Here is a 14,711-nt window from a genome sequence, read left to right on the forward strand (position 1 = left end):
AAAAAAGTTTATGGAGCGTTTGTTTCCGATATTTTATCAACAATTATTGGTTTTTCAATAGTTCCCGTTAATCTTTCCATCCAGTTATTCCAATTATAAACTTTAGAAAATATGAGCAGCAATATTGGGAACACAACAAATACGGGCATAAAAACATCCCAACCCAGTGCTGGCGTAGAAACGTCCTTATAGATAGAGTGGGTTTGAAATGCAGTCCAATCCGCCGTTACCAGCAAAGCAGTAATAAGGTTATTGGCCGCATGAAAACCAAGACTGAGCTCTAACCCATCATCCATTAAAGTTAAAATCCCAAGAAAAAGTCCGGTACCAATGTAATACACCATAATCCCATACCCTAGCTTGTACACTTCAGGATTAAAAGCATGCAAACCCCCAAAAATTAAGGAAGTTAACAGTAATGGTGCCCACTTATTTAAAAACAGGGCTCCAAAACCTTGCATAAGATACCCTCTAAAAATATATTCCTCCAAACTGGTTTGGATAGGAACCATGATAATCCCGATAAAAAATAGAATTAGAAAGGGTACGAGTTTAAAGTTCCAAACATAACTTTCCGGAGATAACTTCACATCTATCAATACCAAGACCGTAGTAATCCCTGCCCATAAAAAAAAAGAAAAAAAGATACGCTTCCAATCGATGTTTTTTCTAGCCGTAGTAAGTGCTTTTACTGATTGCCCATGGAGCTTTTTTACAATAAAGAACAGCAAAGGGAGACAAACCGCAAACGGTAACAACAGTAAAAACAAATTTAAGTTAGGCTCTAAGACACCCAGAAGTTTACTGCTATCCCCAGAGGCCAAAGCCCCAAATCCTTCTTTATAAATTATCGCCAGTACAAATGGGACTTGCATGATTTGGCTCGCGATTATTATTATAAACGATCCCACTAAATACCGCCAAAAATCGTATTTAAAAGTAAAAACTTGTTCTATATATTTCATTATTTTTATTCGCTAGCCCTCAAGCTTTTATAAATTCAACTTCTTTAAATTCCAGTTGCGATTGGTTTTATACTCGATACTGCCCTTTGAAACCTCCAGCGGACTCTCCAAATTGTTGGTATACAAACTTCCTGTACCAAGCCCTTGCGGCATCTCGTTTTGCAGCGTAAATGTCCATTGTGAAATGGCATTTAGACCAATGTTGCTCTCCAGCGCACTCGTTATCCACCAACCAATATTAAGTTCTTTACAAAGATCTATCCATTCTTGGGAACCTTTAAAACCTCCAACTAAACTTGGTTTAAGTATAATGTATTGCGGATTGATAGTTTGTAGCAATTCCCGCTTTTTTGTTACAGAAAAAATACCAATTAATTCTTCATCCAAAGCAATTGGCAATGGGGTTTCGGCACAGAGTTTTGCCATCTCGCCCCAATTCCCCTGTTTTATGGGTTGTTCTATGGAGTGTAATTCCAATAAGGAAAGCTGCTGAAGTTTTTCTAGGGCTTCCGTTGGTGAAAAAGCACCATTGGCATCAACACGTATTTCGATTTCTTCTGCTGAAAAGCTTTTTCTAATGGATTTGAGCAATTCCAATTCCTTATGAAAATCGATAGCCCCAATTTTCATTTTTATACAATTGAAACCCTGCTGAAGCTTTTCTTTCAGTTGTTCTTTCATAAAGGTTTCCTCCCCCATCCAAATGAGTCCGTTTATAGGAATGGAAGCCTCGTTATTTGTAAATGCTGAAGGAAATAAAAGAAAAGGATCTTTACTTTTAAGGGATAGAAAAGCCTGTTCCACACCAAATTGTATGGAAGGAAACTCCACCAGCGCATCCCAGAGTATTTCTTTGCTCAAATGAATATTTCTACATACCCAGCTAAGCTTTTCTTCATAGTCATCACGATCGTCTACACTTAAAGAGCGTAGTATACCACATTCCCCAATACCAAAATCATTCTCATCCTGAAGCATTAAAAACCAGGTTTCTTTTGTGGTAAGCACTCCGCGGGAGGTTCCACTAGGCCTTTTAAACTCCAAAATGTATTTTTTATAAGATGCTTCCATTTACAATTCTATACTTTCGCCAATTTCCAACAACATCAGGTCTTTATTAGCGTCGTAGAATTGTTTTTTAGCCTCTTCATGATCTATTTCTATATAACCAAAAGTATCGAAATGGCAGCCAAGTACTTTATCGCATTTTACAAAATCTGAAGCATGGATAGCCTCTTCAATCCCCATCGTAAAATTATCCCCAATTGGGAGAATCGCCAGATCGAGTTTCGTAAACATGGGAATCAGTTTCATATCCATAGTAAGCCCTGTGTCGCCGGCGATATAGATATTTTTATGTTCTCCCTCGATAACAAAACCTCCAGGTTGGCCACCATAAGTACCGTCGGCAAAAGAAGACGAATGAGTAGCATTTACATATTTTACCAATCCAAATTCAAAATCCCAGCTACCACCGTGATTCATGGGGTGGGTTTCTATATCCAATTTACTGTAATGCCCAGCTATTTCTGCATTAGAAACCACCACAGCTCCAGTACGTTTGGCTATTTTTTCAACATCCAAGGTATGGTCTTGGTGCGCATGTGTTACTAAAATATAATCTGCTTTTATAGCTTCCACATCGATGTGGGAAGCTTTATCATTTCCCGTTATAAAAGGATCTACTAAAATATGGACGTCGTCTACTTGAATACCCAAACAAGCGTGCCCGTAAAACGTAATTTTCATTTGCTTAAAATTTAATAGTTAACCATAAATAAAGAAATTGAAATTTGTTCATTTCGCAAAACTTGAACCTAAGTCGCCAAGTTTCCGATATGAATTTGATTTCATTTCAAACTGTTATAAAAAAAGGAACAGCATTTATAAAAATGGTCTTCCTAGTTGTAACAGTCGCGCTTAAAAATAATGAAAATTAATCGAAATTAAACCAAAAACGAACCCCTTCCGGCACTTTGTCTATATTTAGCTTGGAACGTAATTGATTTGCCAAACGCGAGATAAGGTTCATCCCCATGGAAGCAGAATGCTTTATATCGAAGTCTTCGGGAAGGCCTGCCCCATCATCCTTGTATTCAAAAATATATTGATCCTCTTCCTTTTGAAGATTAATATAGATATTCCCCTGTTTGGTCTCTTTAAAAGCATATTTAAAGGAATTGGAGATTAGTTCATTTAAAATCAAACCAATAGGAATGGCGCGATCTACATCCAGATCTGCAGTTTCAGCGTTGATGTGAAGTTTAATTTTATAACCAGCCTGCTTATAGACCGATTGGATACTCGCTGCCAAAGATTCTATATACTCCTGCATTTTTATAACCGATAGATCTTCGTTTTGATATAGCTTTTGGTGGATTAAAGCCATGGCCTTTACCCTGCTTTTACCTTCTTCCAAAGCGTTTATTGCCGATTTGCTCTTGGTATTTTTTGTTTGTATACTCAACAAACTGGAAACTACCTGTAAATTGTTCTTTACCCGGTGGTGAATCTCTTTTAAAAGGGAATCTTTTTCAGTTAAAGAATTTTCAATAATGCGCTTCTGGTTTTCTATAAGTCTTTTGTTCTTTACACTTTTTATATAAGCAACTATTAACCCTATTACACACACCATACAGAGAATAAGTGCGGAAACACTTAAATAAATGGTCTTTTCCCGTTCTAAAATTTCGGTTTTGTTTTTTTCTAGGTTTAAGCGCTGTTTTTCTATGGTTTCTTTCTGGTTATTGAGATCGAACTGAACCAATAAACTAAGTAATTGCTTTTTACGGCTGCTGTAATCGAGGGAATCTTTAAGTTTTACATATCGCTTAAAGAAAAGGGATGCCGAGTCTGGATTGCTGTCTTTTAGAAAAAAGTTTGCCCTTAAACGGTTGTAATTTACCGTATTTGTTTTTACTGTTTGTTGGTCTAATGTAATGCTATCTAAATAGGCTTTTGCCAGGGTAAGTCGGTCTAATTCTAAATAACACTCTGCAAGACTGCTCCACAACTCCACAGTTTCCTTAGAATACCTTCCTTTGTCGTTTAATTTGGCCGCAGAAACCCCTGCTTCTAAATACGGAATAGCTTTTTCGTATTCATTTTGAACCATTTTACATTTACCAAGATTGCTTTCTATTTTGCCTTTTAAAAATACCGCCTTGTTGAAATTGGCTACGGTAATATTTTTGGTGTTGCCCAAATATTTATTGATGCTCTTTCGGGATAGGGTAATATTCTTTAAAGCGGTATAGATGGAACCGTCTTTTAGTAAATAGGTGCCCAAATCGTTATAATATTGAGCCCTGTAAAGCTCATTATCGGTTGCTTCGAGTTTATTTTTGTTACTAATAATATATTCCATCATTGCTTGCCTGTAAAGTCCAAGCTCGGCATATACATCATACAGAACAATATTCTCTCCAAGGTTTTTTAGTTTTCTACGAACCTCCAGTTGCTTATCAAAAAGATGTAGCTCTTTGTAGGCTTTATCCAACGTATTCAAAACAGCTACCTTGACATTTCTGTCCAATCTATTTTCATTCTCATATAACAACTCCCCAATTAATGCCCCTTTATCATAATTTCCAACATCGTAATACAGTTGGGCCAACATGCTTTTGTATTTGTAAATACTGAGGGAATCTTTGGAATTTTCTGCTTTAACCATCGATTGATTGAGGGAATCGATCCATGAATAGGCCGAACTTACCCGATAACGGTCGTTTTCAGAAAAAAAGAAATTAAATTTATCTTCAGGGGAATTTAAATCCAAGAATTCTTGAAGTGGATCCTCTGTTTCAGAAGATTTTGTCTGCTGTCCAAAGGTTGAAATTACTGAGAGCATCAATAATATTGAAAAAGCAATGGTTTTATATTTTAATGTGTGTAGCAATCTCAGAAATACTCTCATTATTAATTTTTAAAAAAGCCTAAATATAAAATTTAGGCTTTTTCTTTCAGATAACTTCTATAATAATTAAACCTCCAAGCGTCATTATTATATAATTAACATCTTAACAGCGCCGTAAACTTACTTCTATTAAACCTGAAAAATAAATAATTGTTGTATAAGAAGAAAATTATGTGGTAAAGAAGCTTTAAAGGTTGTTTTTTATCTTTTGCTCTATAAAAAACCAATCCAAATTTTGTGGATTGCCAAAAGCATATTCTTATTATTTATATAAATTGTTTCCCTCTTTACAGGAAAAGTCGTAATTTTTAAAATAAAATTCACGAGCCTTTAATATTTCTATTTCTTATGTTTAAAATTATTTTATCGGATAATAAGACGGACTTTTATTTTAATCTTTTGGCACAAAACGGTCAGGTGATTTTAACGAGTGAACTTTATAAAAATAAGAGTAATTGTTTAAACGGCATAGAATCTGTAAAAAACAATGCGTTAAACTCCAGTAGGTACGAACGCAAAACAGCTTCCAATGGAAAGTTTTATTTCAATTTAAAAAGCAGTAACGGCCAAATTATTGGCAGCAGCCAAATGTATTCTTCGGAAGCTGGTATGGAAAACGGAATCAATTCAGTAAAAAACAATGCTCCGGAAGGCGCTATTGAAGATACAACCGTTTAAAGTTTAAAATTTTATTTGTTTTAAAGTTTCCAATACTTTTTCATGCATTTCCTCGGTGTAATCCAAATGGGTTACCATACGCAATTTTCCAGATCCCATATTAATAATGGCAATATCTTTACTGCTTAAAGCCTGCATAAAATCGGCAAGTGCCACCTTATCATCTAGATAAAAAATAAGGATATTGGTTTCCACGGGATCAATGGATTTTATATAACTGGCTTCAGATAGCACTTGAGCCAATTCCTGGGCTCTCTTGTGGTCTTCCTTTAATCGGTCTATATGATAATCTAAAGCATAAATCCCGGCAGCGGCAAGATAACCGGCCTGCCTCATACCACCTCCCAAAACTTTTCGCACCCGAAGCGCTTTCTCCATAAACTTTTTGCTTCCTGTTAAAACAGAGCCTACTGGACAACCCAAGCCCTTGCTTAAACACACAGAAATAGAATCGAATATAGCTCCGTACTGTTTTGGTGTTTCATTTTTGGCAACCAAGGCATTCCATAACCGGGCTCCATCCAAATGCAATCCCAGATTATTTTCATCGCAAACCTTTCTAATCTCCAAGATCTCTTCAAAATTCCAGCAAGCCCCTCCTCCCCTGTTGGCCGTATTTTCCAGGCAAACCAAGGAAGTTAGCGGACTATGGTAAAAGTCTGGCGGATTGATAGCGTTTATAACATCGTTGGCTGTAAATTGTCCGTTTTTCCCATCAATTAATTTGCAAGAAACACCACTGTTAAAACTAACGCCCCCGCCTTCGTAATTAAAAATATGGGCGTCTTTATCGGTTATTAATTGGTCTCCCGGCTGGGTATGTACTTTAATTGCAGTTTGATTGGCCATTATACCACTAGGAAAAAAAAGCGCGGCTTCCTTTCCAAACATATAGGCCACCTTTTGCTCCAGTTCATTTACGGCGGCATCATCTTTAAAAACATCGTCGCCCACTTTGGCGTTCATCATTGCCTCCAACATAGCAGCTGTTGGTTTGGTTACCGTATCACTGATTAAATTTATCTTCATGCTGCGAAATATTCGATTTGCTAATTTAAATTTTAAAGTCGCTCAAAAGCTTTTGTAAAAGTATAAAAATGAAAACTATTTCCATTCTCGTTTATGCATGACCTTCTATCAATTAAGACACATCATTTTCAAAAAAAATCATTAAAAAACTTCAATATCAATTATTTTTTGAAAAACCACCCCTAATTATTGTCCTTTTCATAAAATTCTTAATTGAATATTAAGATTAATATAGGCGCTGTTCCGACGAAAATCCTTATATTATTGAAAAAGAAACAGATGGCGACAAATTTAAAAACCAAACATCCTATTTTTTCCTGCTATAAAAGAAATGATAGTTTTTTTGATGAAATTTTTAATGCAAACGGAGAGGTAAAAGAAATTTATCAAAAGCTATTCGAGATTTATGGCGGCCATTCCATTGAAGATTTTATCAACTTAAACAATAAAGCAAGATCTTCTTTTTTCAATCAAGGGATAACCTTCCAGGTATATGGAGACAACCAGGTAAAAGAAAAGATCTTTCCTTTTGATTTGTTTCCGAGAATCATACATCCTTCCGAATGGGATATTATTGAAAGGGGAGCCATTCAAAGAAGCAAAGCTCTCAACCTTTTTTTGCACGACATTTATCACGATAAGAAAATTATAAAACAAGGGATTGTACCTTTGGAAATGATAAGTTCTTCTGAAAATTACCTTCATCAAATGATGGGGATTGATCCTCCGGGAGGAATTTACAACCACGTTTCGGGAACTGACCTTATAAAACATTCCGATGGAAAATATTATGTGTTGGAAGATAATATAAGGTGTCCCTCTGGGGTAAGTTATGTGGTTTGTAACCGTACCGCATTAAAAAGAGCTTTATTTGGGGTTTTTAATCATTACAAAGCACATACCGTAACCAATTACGCAGAAAACCTATTGGATATTATAGAAAGTGTAAAACCACAAGGTGTCGACAGTCCGAACTGTGTCGTACTCACACCGGGTATTTATAACTCCGCTTATTACGAACACTCGTATCTAGCAAAGGCTATGGGAGTTGAATTGGTCGAGGGAAGGGATTTATTTGTAGAAAACAATTTTGTTTATATGAAAACCATCACGGGCCCAGAAAAGGTAGATGTAATATATAGACGCGTAGACGATCAGTTTTTAGACCCGTTTGAGTTTAAACCAGATTCATCCCTTGGGGTTCCTGGTTTGTTTTCGGTTTATAAAATGGGTAATGTAGCCTTGGTAAATGCGCCGGGTACAGGAGTTGCAGACGATAAGGCAATCTACACTTACATGCCACAAATAATAAAATATTACCTCGATGAAGAGCCAATTTTAAATAATGTACACACCTACCATTGCAGTAGACCCGACGAATTGAAGTACGTTTTGGAAAACATCGATAAACTCGTGGTAAAACCAGTAGATGAAGCTGGTGGCTATGGGGTTACCATAGGAAACAGACTTACCAAAGAGGAAATAGAAAAAGTAAAGGAGCAGATTAAAGCCGCTCCCCGAAAATACATTGCACAACCTATTATGTCACTTTCCGTTCATGCTACCTATATAGACGACACCAATTCTTTCGAGCCGAGACACGTAGACTTGCGAACCTTTACCTTGCTTGGTAAAGACAAAGAGTTTGTGCTTAAAGGCGGTTTGACCCGTGTAGCATTACAAAAAGGAAATTTAATTGTTAATTCTTCTCAAGGTGGTGGTTCTAAAGACACCTGGGTTCTAAAAAAATAAAATTTTATGCTAGCAAGAGTAGCCAACAACTTATTCTGGATGGGTAGGTATATAGAACGTACCGAACATACAGCAAGATATTTAAATGTCAACTATTTTTCTTCGCTCGATGCACCAAACGAAATTTCACAATCCCGGCAATTTGTGCTGCACTCCATGTTAAATATGGCTGGGGACGATGCTGCGGATGAAAATGTAACTTTGGATGAAAAAGAAGTTCTGTACGACATTTCCTTAAATCGGGAAAAACATTACAGCGTTATCTCCTCGGTAATGTTTGCCCGGGAGAATGCCAACAGTGCTAGGGATCTTATTTCTACGGAACTTTACGAAGCCATCAACAAGTTTTATCACTTCGTACTGAATTATTCCCCCGACTTCCTTGCGGAAAAAGGATTGTATGATTTTACAGTGAATGTCACTGAAATGACGGCAATTTTAAAGACCAAAATAAAAGGAACACTGCTTCACGACGAAATCTACGCCATTATAATGCTAGGGGTAAATCTGGAAAGGGCCATACAAATTATTAGAATTATAAATGCCAAGTACGACGATGCCCTAAAAGCAAAAGATGAATCTGCCCACATTACCAATAGTTATGAGTGGATAACCCTGTTAAAATGCGCAGAGTCTTACGATATGATGCGTCGTTTTTATAAGAAAACGCCCAACAGTATAAATACTTTAGAATTTCTCATTTTAAATCCGCATTGCCCACGATCGGTGATGAACAGCTTAAACGAAGTGTACGATCATATTCAGGTATTGGATCAAAATAAATACATCAATAAAAATTCCACCACTTTTCTAGTGGGTAAAATTAGGGCTGAATATGAGTTTAAGGTCATTGAAGAAATAGAAGGAAAATTAAAACCATTCATTGAAAATATTTTGACGCAACTGGTTTCCATTAGCACCAAAATGGAAAACGAATATTTTAATTATTAATGGAAAAAATTATTCTTTTATTCGCTTCAACCTCGTACCTTTAATTACTTTGATATGACATTTTATGATTTTAGATTACACCGTTAAATATAGCGCCACCAATCGATACGAGGCCTTGGTTAAAAATGCCGTTTGGCAGTTTTTAATTAAACCCGAGGAAAATGAATATCAAGAAATAAAGTCTTTTGATTTTTCGAGTTCCATAAAGGGAAGCATCGACTATTCCGTAAATGCCCTCGGTTTTGAAACTATTAGGCTTTCAGTGCTCGAAAATTTGCGGGAGATTGAGTTTAATGCTGAATTTGAAGTGAATAAAAAAACTTTCAATCCTTTTGATTTTGAAAGCTTGGGAAGAACGAAAGAACTTGAAATTATAAATTCATTGGACTTTAAAACGGAATTTGAGCCCTATTTAAAACGAACCGAATTAACGAAAATAGACCTTAGCGAAGAAAAATTATTTCGCTTGGATGCAGTAGAGCCCACCTTTAACCAATTGCAAAAATTAAATACTTGGGTCTACAACCATATAGAATTTAAGCCTGGAGTAACTTCCGTAAAGACATCGGCTTCTAAAGTTTTAAAAATGGAAGAAGGTGTTTGTCAGGATTTTTCGCATCTATTCTGTGCCATTTGCAGGGAAAATTCAATTCCAGCGCGTTATGTTTCTGGCTATCTGCACCAAGGGATTGGATATTCGGGAGATTCGCAATTGCACGCTTGGGCAGAATGCTATGTTCCAGGTATTGGATGGGTTGGCTTCGACCCCACGAATAATTTAATTGTAAGTCAAGACCACATTAAAATATGCCACGGAAAAGACTATAACGATTGTTCTCCCCTTAAAGGCATTATATACGCTACGGGAAGCGGTTCTAATACTTCAGAGCACCGGGTACAGGTTTCTGCACAGCAATAATTGCTTTTCTTTCAGAAAAAATAATACATCATTTTTAAAAGTATAGTACTTTTGAAGAAAATTAGACTTTTATGATTACTACCGATCAGGTAAAGAATCTCGCTGAACGTACTGCAGATTTAAAGAAATATCTAAATATAGAGCAGAAACGCATCGAAATTCAGAATGAAGAAGAGAAAACCTTTGCGCCAGACTTTTGGGACAATCCAAAAGAGGCAGAAGCGATAATGAAAGAATTGCGTACCCAAAAGAAATGGGTTGAAGATTACAATAAAGCCAACACTTTAGTTGGCGACCTCGACGTTCTTTTCGAGTTTTATAAAGAAGGTGAAGCTACAGAAGAAGACATTATCAACCAGTTTACAAAGGCAAAAGAACTTATAGAAAGTATGGAGTTTAAAAACATGCTTTCTGAAGAAGGGGATAGCATGAGTGCCGTTTTACAAATTACGGCCGGCGCTGGCGGTACAGAGAGTTGCGATTGGGCTTCCATGCTTATGAGGATGTATTTAATGTGGGGTGAAAAACACGGTTATAAAATAAAAGAATTAAACCACCAAGAAGGGGATGTTGCTGGAATAAAAACGGTAACCCTTGAGTTTGATGGGGATTTCGCCTTTGGTTGGTTAAAAGGCGAAAACGGCGTACACCGCTTGGTAAGAATCTCACCTTTCGACAGCAACGCTAAGAGGCACACGTCTTTTGCTTCGGTTTATGTTTATCCGTTGGCCGACGATTCTATTGAAATAGATATTAATCCCGCAGATATTTCTTGGGATTTTGCACGCTCTAGTGGTGCTGGGGGACAAAACGTAAATAAAGTAGAGACCAAAGCCATTCTTACCCACCACCCTACCGGAATTATTATTCACAACTCAGAAACCAGGTCCCAATTGGAAAACCGGGAAAAAGCCATGCAAATGCTTAAATCCCAACTTTACGAAATCGAACTTAAAAAACGGCAGGCGGCCCGCGAAGAAATTGAGTCTTCTAAAATGAAAATTGAATGGGGATCGCAAATAAGGAATTATGTAATGCACCCGTACAAATTGGTAAAAGACGTGCGTACAGCGCAAGAAACGGGAAATGTGGATGCCGTTATGGATGGAAATATTGATGAGTTTTTAAAAGCTTATCTCATGATGATGGGACAAAAAGAGGAGGACGTATAAATTATCCCCCATAAAAAAAGGTTATCGAATTATAAATTCTTCAAATAAAAAAAGAGATTTACTTTAGAAGGATATTATGATTTTTGCAAAACTTAAAACGAGTACTTATGATCAAAATATATCACAACCCGCGTTGTAAAAAATCAAGGGAAGGACTTCAAATTGTGGAAGAGTCTGGCAAAGAGTATGAAGTTGTAAAATATTTGGAGGATGTACCTTCGGAAAAAGAGCTCAGGGAAATACTTAATTGCTTAGACATAAAACCAATAAACCTAGTTCGTAAAAACGAAACCGTTTGGAAGGAAAATTACAAAAACAAATCGCTTACAGACGATGAAGTGATCGAAGCTATGTTGGCCAACCCAAAATTAATAGAAAGACCTATAGTCATGAAAAATGATGTGGCGGTTATAGGCAGGCCTCCAGAGAATATTAAAGGAATTTTATGATAAGTTTAACCAATTGCGGTTAAACCATGGTCTAAATTTGGCATCCAAGTTACACATAGTAACGAACTACTACTAATACAACTTTTATGAAATTTAGACTTTTCTGCTTTTTGGCAGCAATTTTATGTACTTCCGTTTTATTGGCACAACGGCCCAATAAAAATCCTCAAAAACAAATATCGGTAACAGGAAAAGCCATCGACGCAGAGACTGGTCAGCCCTTGGAATATGCCACACTAGTACTGGAGAGTATTGATAACCCAGGCGATGTAACTGGAGGTGTAACAGATCCTGACGGAAATTTCGATGTAGAAGCACCGGCAGGGAAATATACCATTAGACTTGAATATATTTCATACAAATCGTACGTACTTAACAATCAAAACATAACTGAAGATAAAGTTTTAGGAACCATAAAACTTTCCTTAAATGTTTCTGAACTGGATGCTGTGGAGGTTACAGGGGAAAAGACCACGGTTGAAATTCGATTGGATAAAAAAGTTTACAATATCGGTAAAGACCTTACTACCAGTGGAGGAACTGTTTCCGATGCTTTAAATAATGTTCCCTCGGTAACGGTAGATGTGGAAGGTGCCATTGCTTTGCGAGGTAATGAAAATGTACGTATTCTAATTAATGGAAAACCTTCTGCATTGGCAGGTTTTGGTTCTACGGAAGCATTAAGGCAATTGCCATCAGACGCGATAGAGAAAGTAGAAGTAATTACTAGCCCATCTGCACGTTACGATGCCGAAGGTACAGCTGGGATTTTAAATATCATCTTGAAAAAAGAAAAAACACTTGGTTTTAATGGTTCTGTAAACCTCAACACAGGGTATCCTACGACAGGACAGGTAAATGCTAACCTTAATTTAAGAACAGATAAATTCAATATTTTTACCACTTTAGGCCACTCATACAGAGAGCCACCTGGAAATGCTTTTTTCGATAATAATTATTTCAATGCCAATTCCAGTTTCAGTAGAATAATAGAAGATCGTGAATATACCCGGGAGGATCAAGGCTTTAATATTAATTTGGGGATGGAATATTTCTTAACGGAATCCTCTTCTATAACAGGAAGCTTTTTTACTCGTTTTTCAGATGAACAGGATAGAACCAAAAATAACACCACTCGTTTCGTTGGTACCGATATAGATAGTCGAACTATAAGAGAAGAAATCGAAAAAGAAGACGATAACACCTATCAAGGGTCTTTAAATTATACCAATAAGTTTAACGATGACGGTCATCAACTAACGGCAGATTTACAATATTCTTTCGACAAAGAGATTGTTAACACCAATATCGGTGAAAATCAATTTTTCCCAACAGACTCAATCATCAACTTAGAACGTGTTTTTGAGGATGAAATAGAAAATGAATTTTTAGCGCAGGCAGATTATGTTTTACCAATGGGAGAAGCACAATTTGAAGCTGGTTTTAGAAGTACCTTCGAAAAAAATGTAAACGATTATCAACTTGACGTTTTTAATGTAAATACAGGTGTTTTCGAAACGGATTTTGGTATAACCAACGAGTTTACATATCGAGAAGATGTAAACGCGGTATACTCGCAATACGGTAATAAATTTGGTAAATTTTCCTTTCTTGCTGGTTTGAGACTCGAAAATACGCGTTTGAGAGGTAATGTTGAGTCAGATTTAACCGATGAAGAACTTACAGATACTTTGGGAATTAATTTTGATCCCGATTTCGATAAGAACTTTTTAAACTTATTTCCAACAGTAAACCTTACCTACGAAATTCAAGAAAATGAAAATATCACCCTAGGTTATAACCGAAGAATTAATAGACCTCGTGGGTGGTTTGTAAATCCATTCCCTTCTAGATCCAGTAGGGCTAATATATTTCAAGGAAATCCCGATTTAAATCCGGCTTTCGCAGATGCTTTTGATCTTGGATATCTTAGAAGGTGGGAAAAATTAACTTTAACATCGTCTATATATTACCAAAGGGAAACTGATGCCTTCGAAAGAGTGCAAACAGAAACAGGGGTATTTACTTCTGATGGTATAGAAATAATTAGGTCGATTCCGATTAACCTTGCTACAGAGCAACGTTATGGTGGTGAAGTTGGCGTAATGTACAGTGGTATAAAATGGTTACGATTAAATGGAAGCTTTAATTTTTTCAAGTTTGAAAAAGATGGAGAATACGAAGGTATCGATTACGGTGCCAGCAATACAAGCTGGTTTTCTAGGTTAAGCGCTAAAGTAAATCTACCGTACAAAATAGATTGGCAAACCAATGGCTTTTATAGCGGACCGCGGGAAAATTCCCAAACCAAAACCGAAGGTATACTATCGGTTGATACGGCTATCAGCAAAGACATATTAAATGAAAATGCAACTATTTCCTTAAATATAAGTGATGTTTTCAATTCCAGAATTCGTCGCTCTTTTACAGAATCTTTTAATGATATGGGCGACTTAGCATTTACTTCAGATAGTGAATTTCAATGGAGACAACGTCAATTTACCATTTCATTTATCTACAGGTTTAATCAACCCAAAAACCAAAAAGGAGAACGCGGAAAAGGCGGTGGTGGAGATGATAACGGTGGAGGTGAATTTGAAGGATAATTTTAAATTCCAACAAAACATATATAGACAAAAAAAGAAGCCAATTGGCTTCTTTTTTTATTCGTCTCGCTGAGCTTTTTTAGCAGCTCTCTTTTCTTTTATCATTTCGATAATCGAACCTCCAACCCAGTAAGGAATTACGAAGGTCAATAAAAAGATCATCAACCAAAATCCTATAGTAAGGACAGTCATAATTGCTAAAAAGCCAAGATATTGATCAAATTCAAACATAGTTTCCGGAAATTTTTCTGAATTCGCTTCAAAGATAAGCACA

13 protein-coding genes are annotated in these 14,711 nt (G+C 36.5%); 7 read left to right on the forward strand and 6 right to left on the reverse strand.

What is annotated here, in order from left to right:
• Nucleotides 1-8: 8 nt before the first annotated feature.
• The 4 genes from HX109_RS15670 to HX109_RS15685 all read right to left on the reverse strand — a co-directional run bounded on the left by HX109_RS15670 (nt 9) and on the right by HX109_RS15685 (nt 4,881).
• Nucleotides 9-965 (reverse strand): CPBP family intramembrane glutamic endopeptidase, encoded by a 957-nt coding sequence (locus HX109_RS15670; RefSeq protein WP_178953751.1) that lies wholly within the window; start codon nt 963-965, stop codon nt 9-11.
• 27 nt (nt 966-992) lie between these two features.
• A complete protein-coding gene (locus HX109_RS15675) occupies nt 993-2,036 on the reverse strand; it encodes an o-succinylbenzoate synthase (protein ID WP_178953753.1) in 1,044 nt (347 codons plus the stop codon).
• Entirely contained in the window at nt 2,037-2,714 is a 678-nt protein-coding gene (locus HX109_RS15680) for a metal-dependent hydrolase (protein WP_178953755.1), read from the reverse strand.
• A gap of 187 nt (nt 2,715-2,901) precedes the next feature.
• A complete protein-coding gene (locus tag HX109_RS15685) occupies nt 2,902-4,881 on the reverse strand; it encodes a sensor histidine kinase (protein ID WP_178953757.1) in 1,980 nt (659 codons plus the stop codon).
• Nucleotides 4,882-5,229: 348 nt separating this feature from the next.
• Between HX109_RS15685 and HX109_RS15690 the strand changes: the two genes are divergently transcribed.
• The gene (locus HX109_RS15690; RefSeq protein WP_178953759.1) at nt 5,230-5,559 is read left to right on the forward strand and encodes a YegP family protein; all 330 of its coding nucleotides are present in this window, start codon (nt 5,230-5,232) and stop codon (nt 5,557-5,559) included.
• A gap of 3 nt (nt 5,560-5,562) precedes the next feature.
• On the opposite strand, the gene HX109_RS15695 is transcribed toward HX109_RS15690, so the two are convergent.
• Complete coding sequence (locus tag HX109_RS15695; RefSeq protein WP_178953761.1) at nt 5,563-6,588, reverse strand: threonine aldolase family protein; 1,026 nt, start codon at nt 6,586-6,588, stop codon at nt 5,563-5,565.
• A 279-nt stretch (nt 6,589-6,867) separates the two neighbouring features.
• Between HX109_RS15695 and HX109_RS15700 the strand changes: the two genes are divergently transcribed.
• The 6 genes from HX109_RS15700 (at nt 6,868) to HX109_RS15725 (ending at nt 14,437) form a co-directional block, all read left to right on the forward strand.
• Complete coding sequence (locus HX109_RS15700) at nt 6,868-8,340, forward strand: circularly permuted type 2 ATP-grasp protein (protein WP_178953763.1); 1,473 nt, start codon at nt 6,868-6,870, stop codon at nt 8,338-8,340.
• 6 nt (nt 8,341-8,346) lie between these two features.
• Nucleotides 8,347-9,291 (forward strand): alpha-E domain-containing protein, encoded by a 945-nt coding sequence (locus tag HX109_RS15705; protein WP_178953765.1) that lies wholly within the window; start codon nt 8,347-8,349, stop codon nt 9,289-9,291.
• 64 nt (nt 9,292-9,355) lie between these two features.
• On the forward strand, nt 9,356-10,210 hold the full coding sequence (locus tag HX109_RS15710) for a transglutaminase-like domain-containing protein (protein WP_178953767.1): 855 nt from the start codon (nt 9,356-9,358) through the stop codon (nt 10,208-10,210).
• Between the two features lie 71 nt (nt 10,211-10,281).
• Nucleotides 10,282-11,382, forward strand: a complete 1,101-nt coding sequence (gene prfB / locus HX109_RS15715) for a peptide chain release factor 2 (protein ID WP_178953769.1) — start codon at nt 10,282-10,284, stop codon at nt 11,380-11,382.
• Between the two features lie 107 nt (nt 11,383-11,489).
• Nucleotides 11,490-11,831: an arsenate reductase (glutaredoxin) gene (arsC, locus tag HX109_RS15720; RefSeq protein ID WP_178953771.1), complete on the forward strand. Its 342-nt coding sequence runs from the start codon at nt 11,490-11,492 to the stop codon at nt 11,829-11,831.
• Between the two features lie 86 nt (nt 11,832-11,917).
• The gene (locus HX109_RS15725; protein ID WP_178953773.1) at nt 11,918-14,437 is read left to right on the forward strand and encodes a TonB-dependent receptor domain-containing protein; all 2,520 of its coding nucleotides are present in this window, start codon (nt 11,918-11,920) and stop codon (nt 14,435-14,437) included.
• A gap of 57 nt (nt 14,438-14,494) precedes the next feature.
• Here the strand turns inward: HX109_RS15725 and HX109_RS15730 are convergent, their stop codons facing one another.
• Nucleotides 14,495-14,710 carry a hypothetical protein gene (locus HX109_RS15730; RefSeq protein WP_178949176.1) on the reverse strand — a complete coding sequence of 72 codons (216 nt, stop codon included), beginning with the start codon at nt 14,708-14,710 and terminating at the stop codon, nt 14,495-14,497.
• Nucleotide 14,711: the final 1 nt, after the last annotated feature.

It is taken from the genome of Galbibacter sp. BG1, assembly GCF_013391805.1.
In the GTDB taxonomy this organism is placed as follows: domain Bacteria; phylum Bacteroidota; class Bacteroidia; order Flavobacteriales; family Flavobacteriaceae; genus Galbibacter.

Excerpts from the sequence above, each read along its gene's own strand:
- HX109_RS15680 (WP_178953755.1), bottom strand. The coding sequence starts at position 2,714 with ATGAAAATTACGTTTTACGGGCACGCTTGTTTGGGTATTCAAGTAGAC.
- HX109_RS15705 (WP_178953765.1), top strand. The coding sequence starts at position 8,347 with ATGCTAGCAAGAGTAGCCAACAACTTATTCTGGATGGGTAGGTATATA.
- HX109_RS15710 (WP_178953767.1), top strand. The coding sequence starts at position 9,356 with ATGATTTTAGATTACACCGTTAAATATAGCGCCACCAATCGATACGAG.
- HX109_RS15670 (WP_178953751.1), bottom strand. The coding sequence starts at position 965 with ATGAAATATATAGAACAAGTTTTTACTTTTAAATACGATTTTTGGCGG.
- HX109_RS15690 (WP_178953759.1), top strand. The coding sequence starts at position 5,230 with ATGTTTAAAATTATTTTATCGGATAATAAGACGGACTTTTATTTTAAT.
- prfB (WP_178953769.1), top strand. The coding sequence starts at position 10,282 with ATGATTACTACCGATCAGGTAAAGAATCTCGCTGAACGTACTGCAGAT.
- HX109_RS15700 (WP_178953763.1), top strand. The coding sequence starts at position 6,868 with ATGGCGACAAATTTAAAAACCAAACATCCTATTTTTTCCTGCTATAAA.
- HX109_RS15725 (WP_178953773.1), top strand. The coding sequence starts at position 11,918 with ATGAAATTTAGACTTTTCTGCTTTTTGGCAGCAATTTTATGTACTTCC.
- HX109_RS15685 (WP_178953757.1), bottom strand. The coding sequence starts at position 4,881 with ATGAGAGTATTTCTGAGATTGCTACACACATTAAAATATAAAACCATT.
- arsC (WP_178953771.1), top strand. The coding sequence starts at position 11,490 with ATGATCAAAATATATCACAACCCGCGTTGTAAAAAATCAAGGGAAGGA.
- HX109_RS15675 (WP_178953753.1), bottom strand. The coding sequence starts at position 2,036 with ATGGAAGCATCTTATAAAAAATACATTTTGGAGTTTAAAAGGCCTAGT.
- HX109_RS15695 (WP_178953761.1), bottom strand. The coding sequence starts at position 6,588 with ATGAAGATAAATTTAATCAGTGATACGGTAACCAAACCAACAGCTGCT.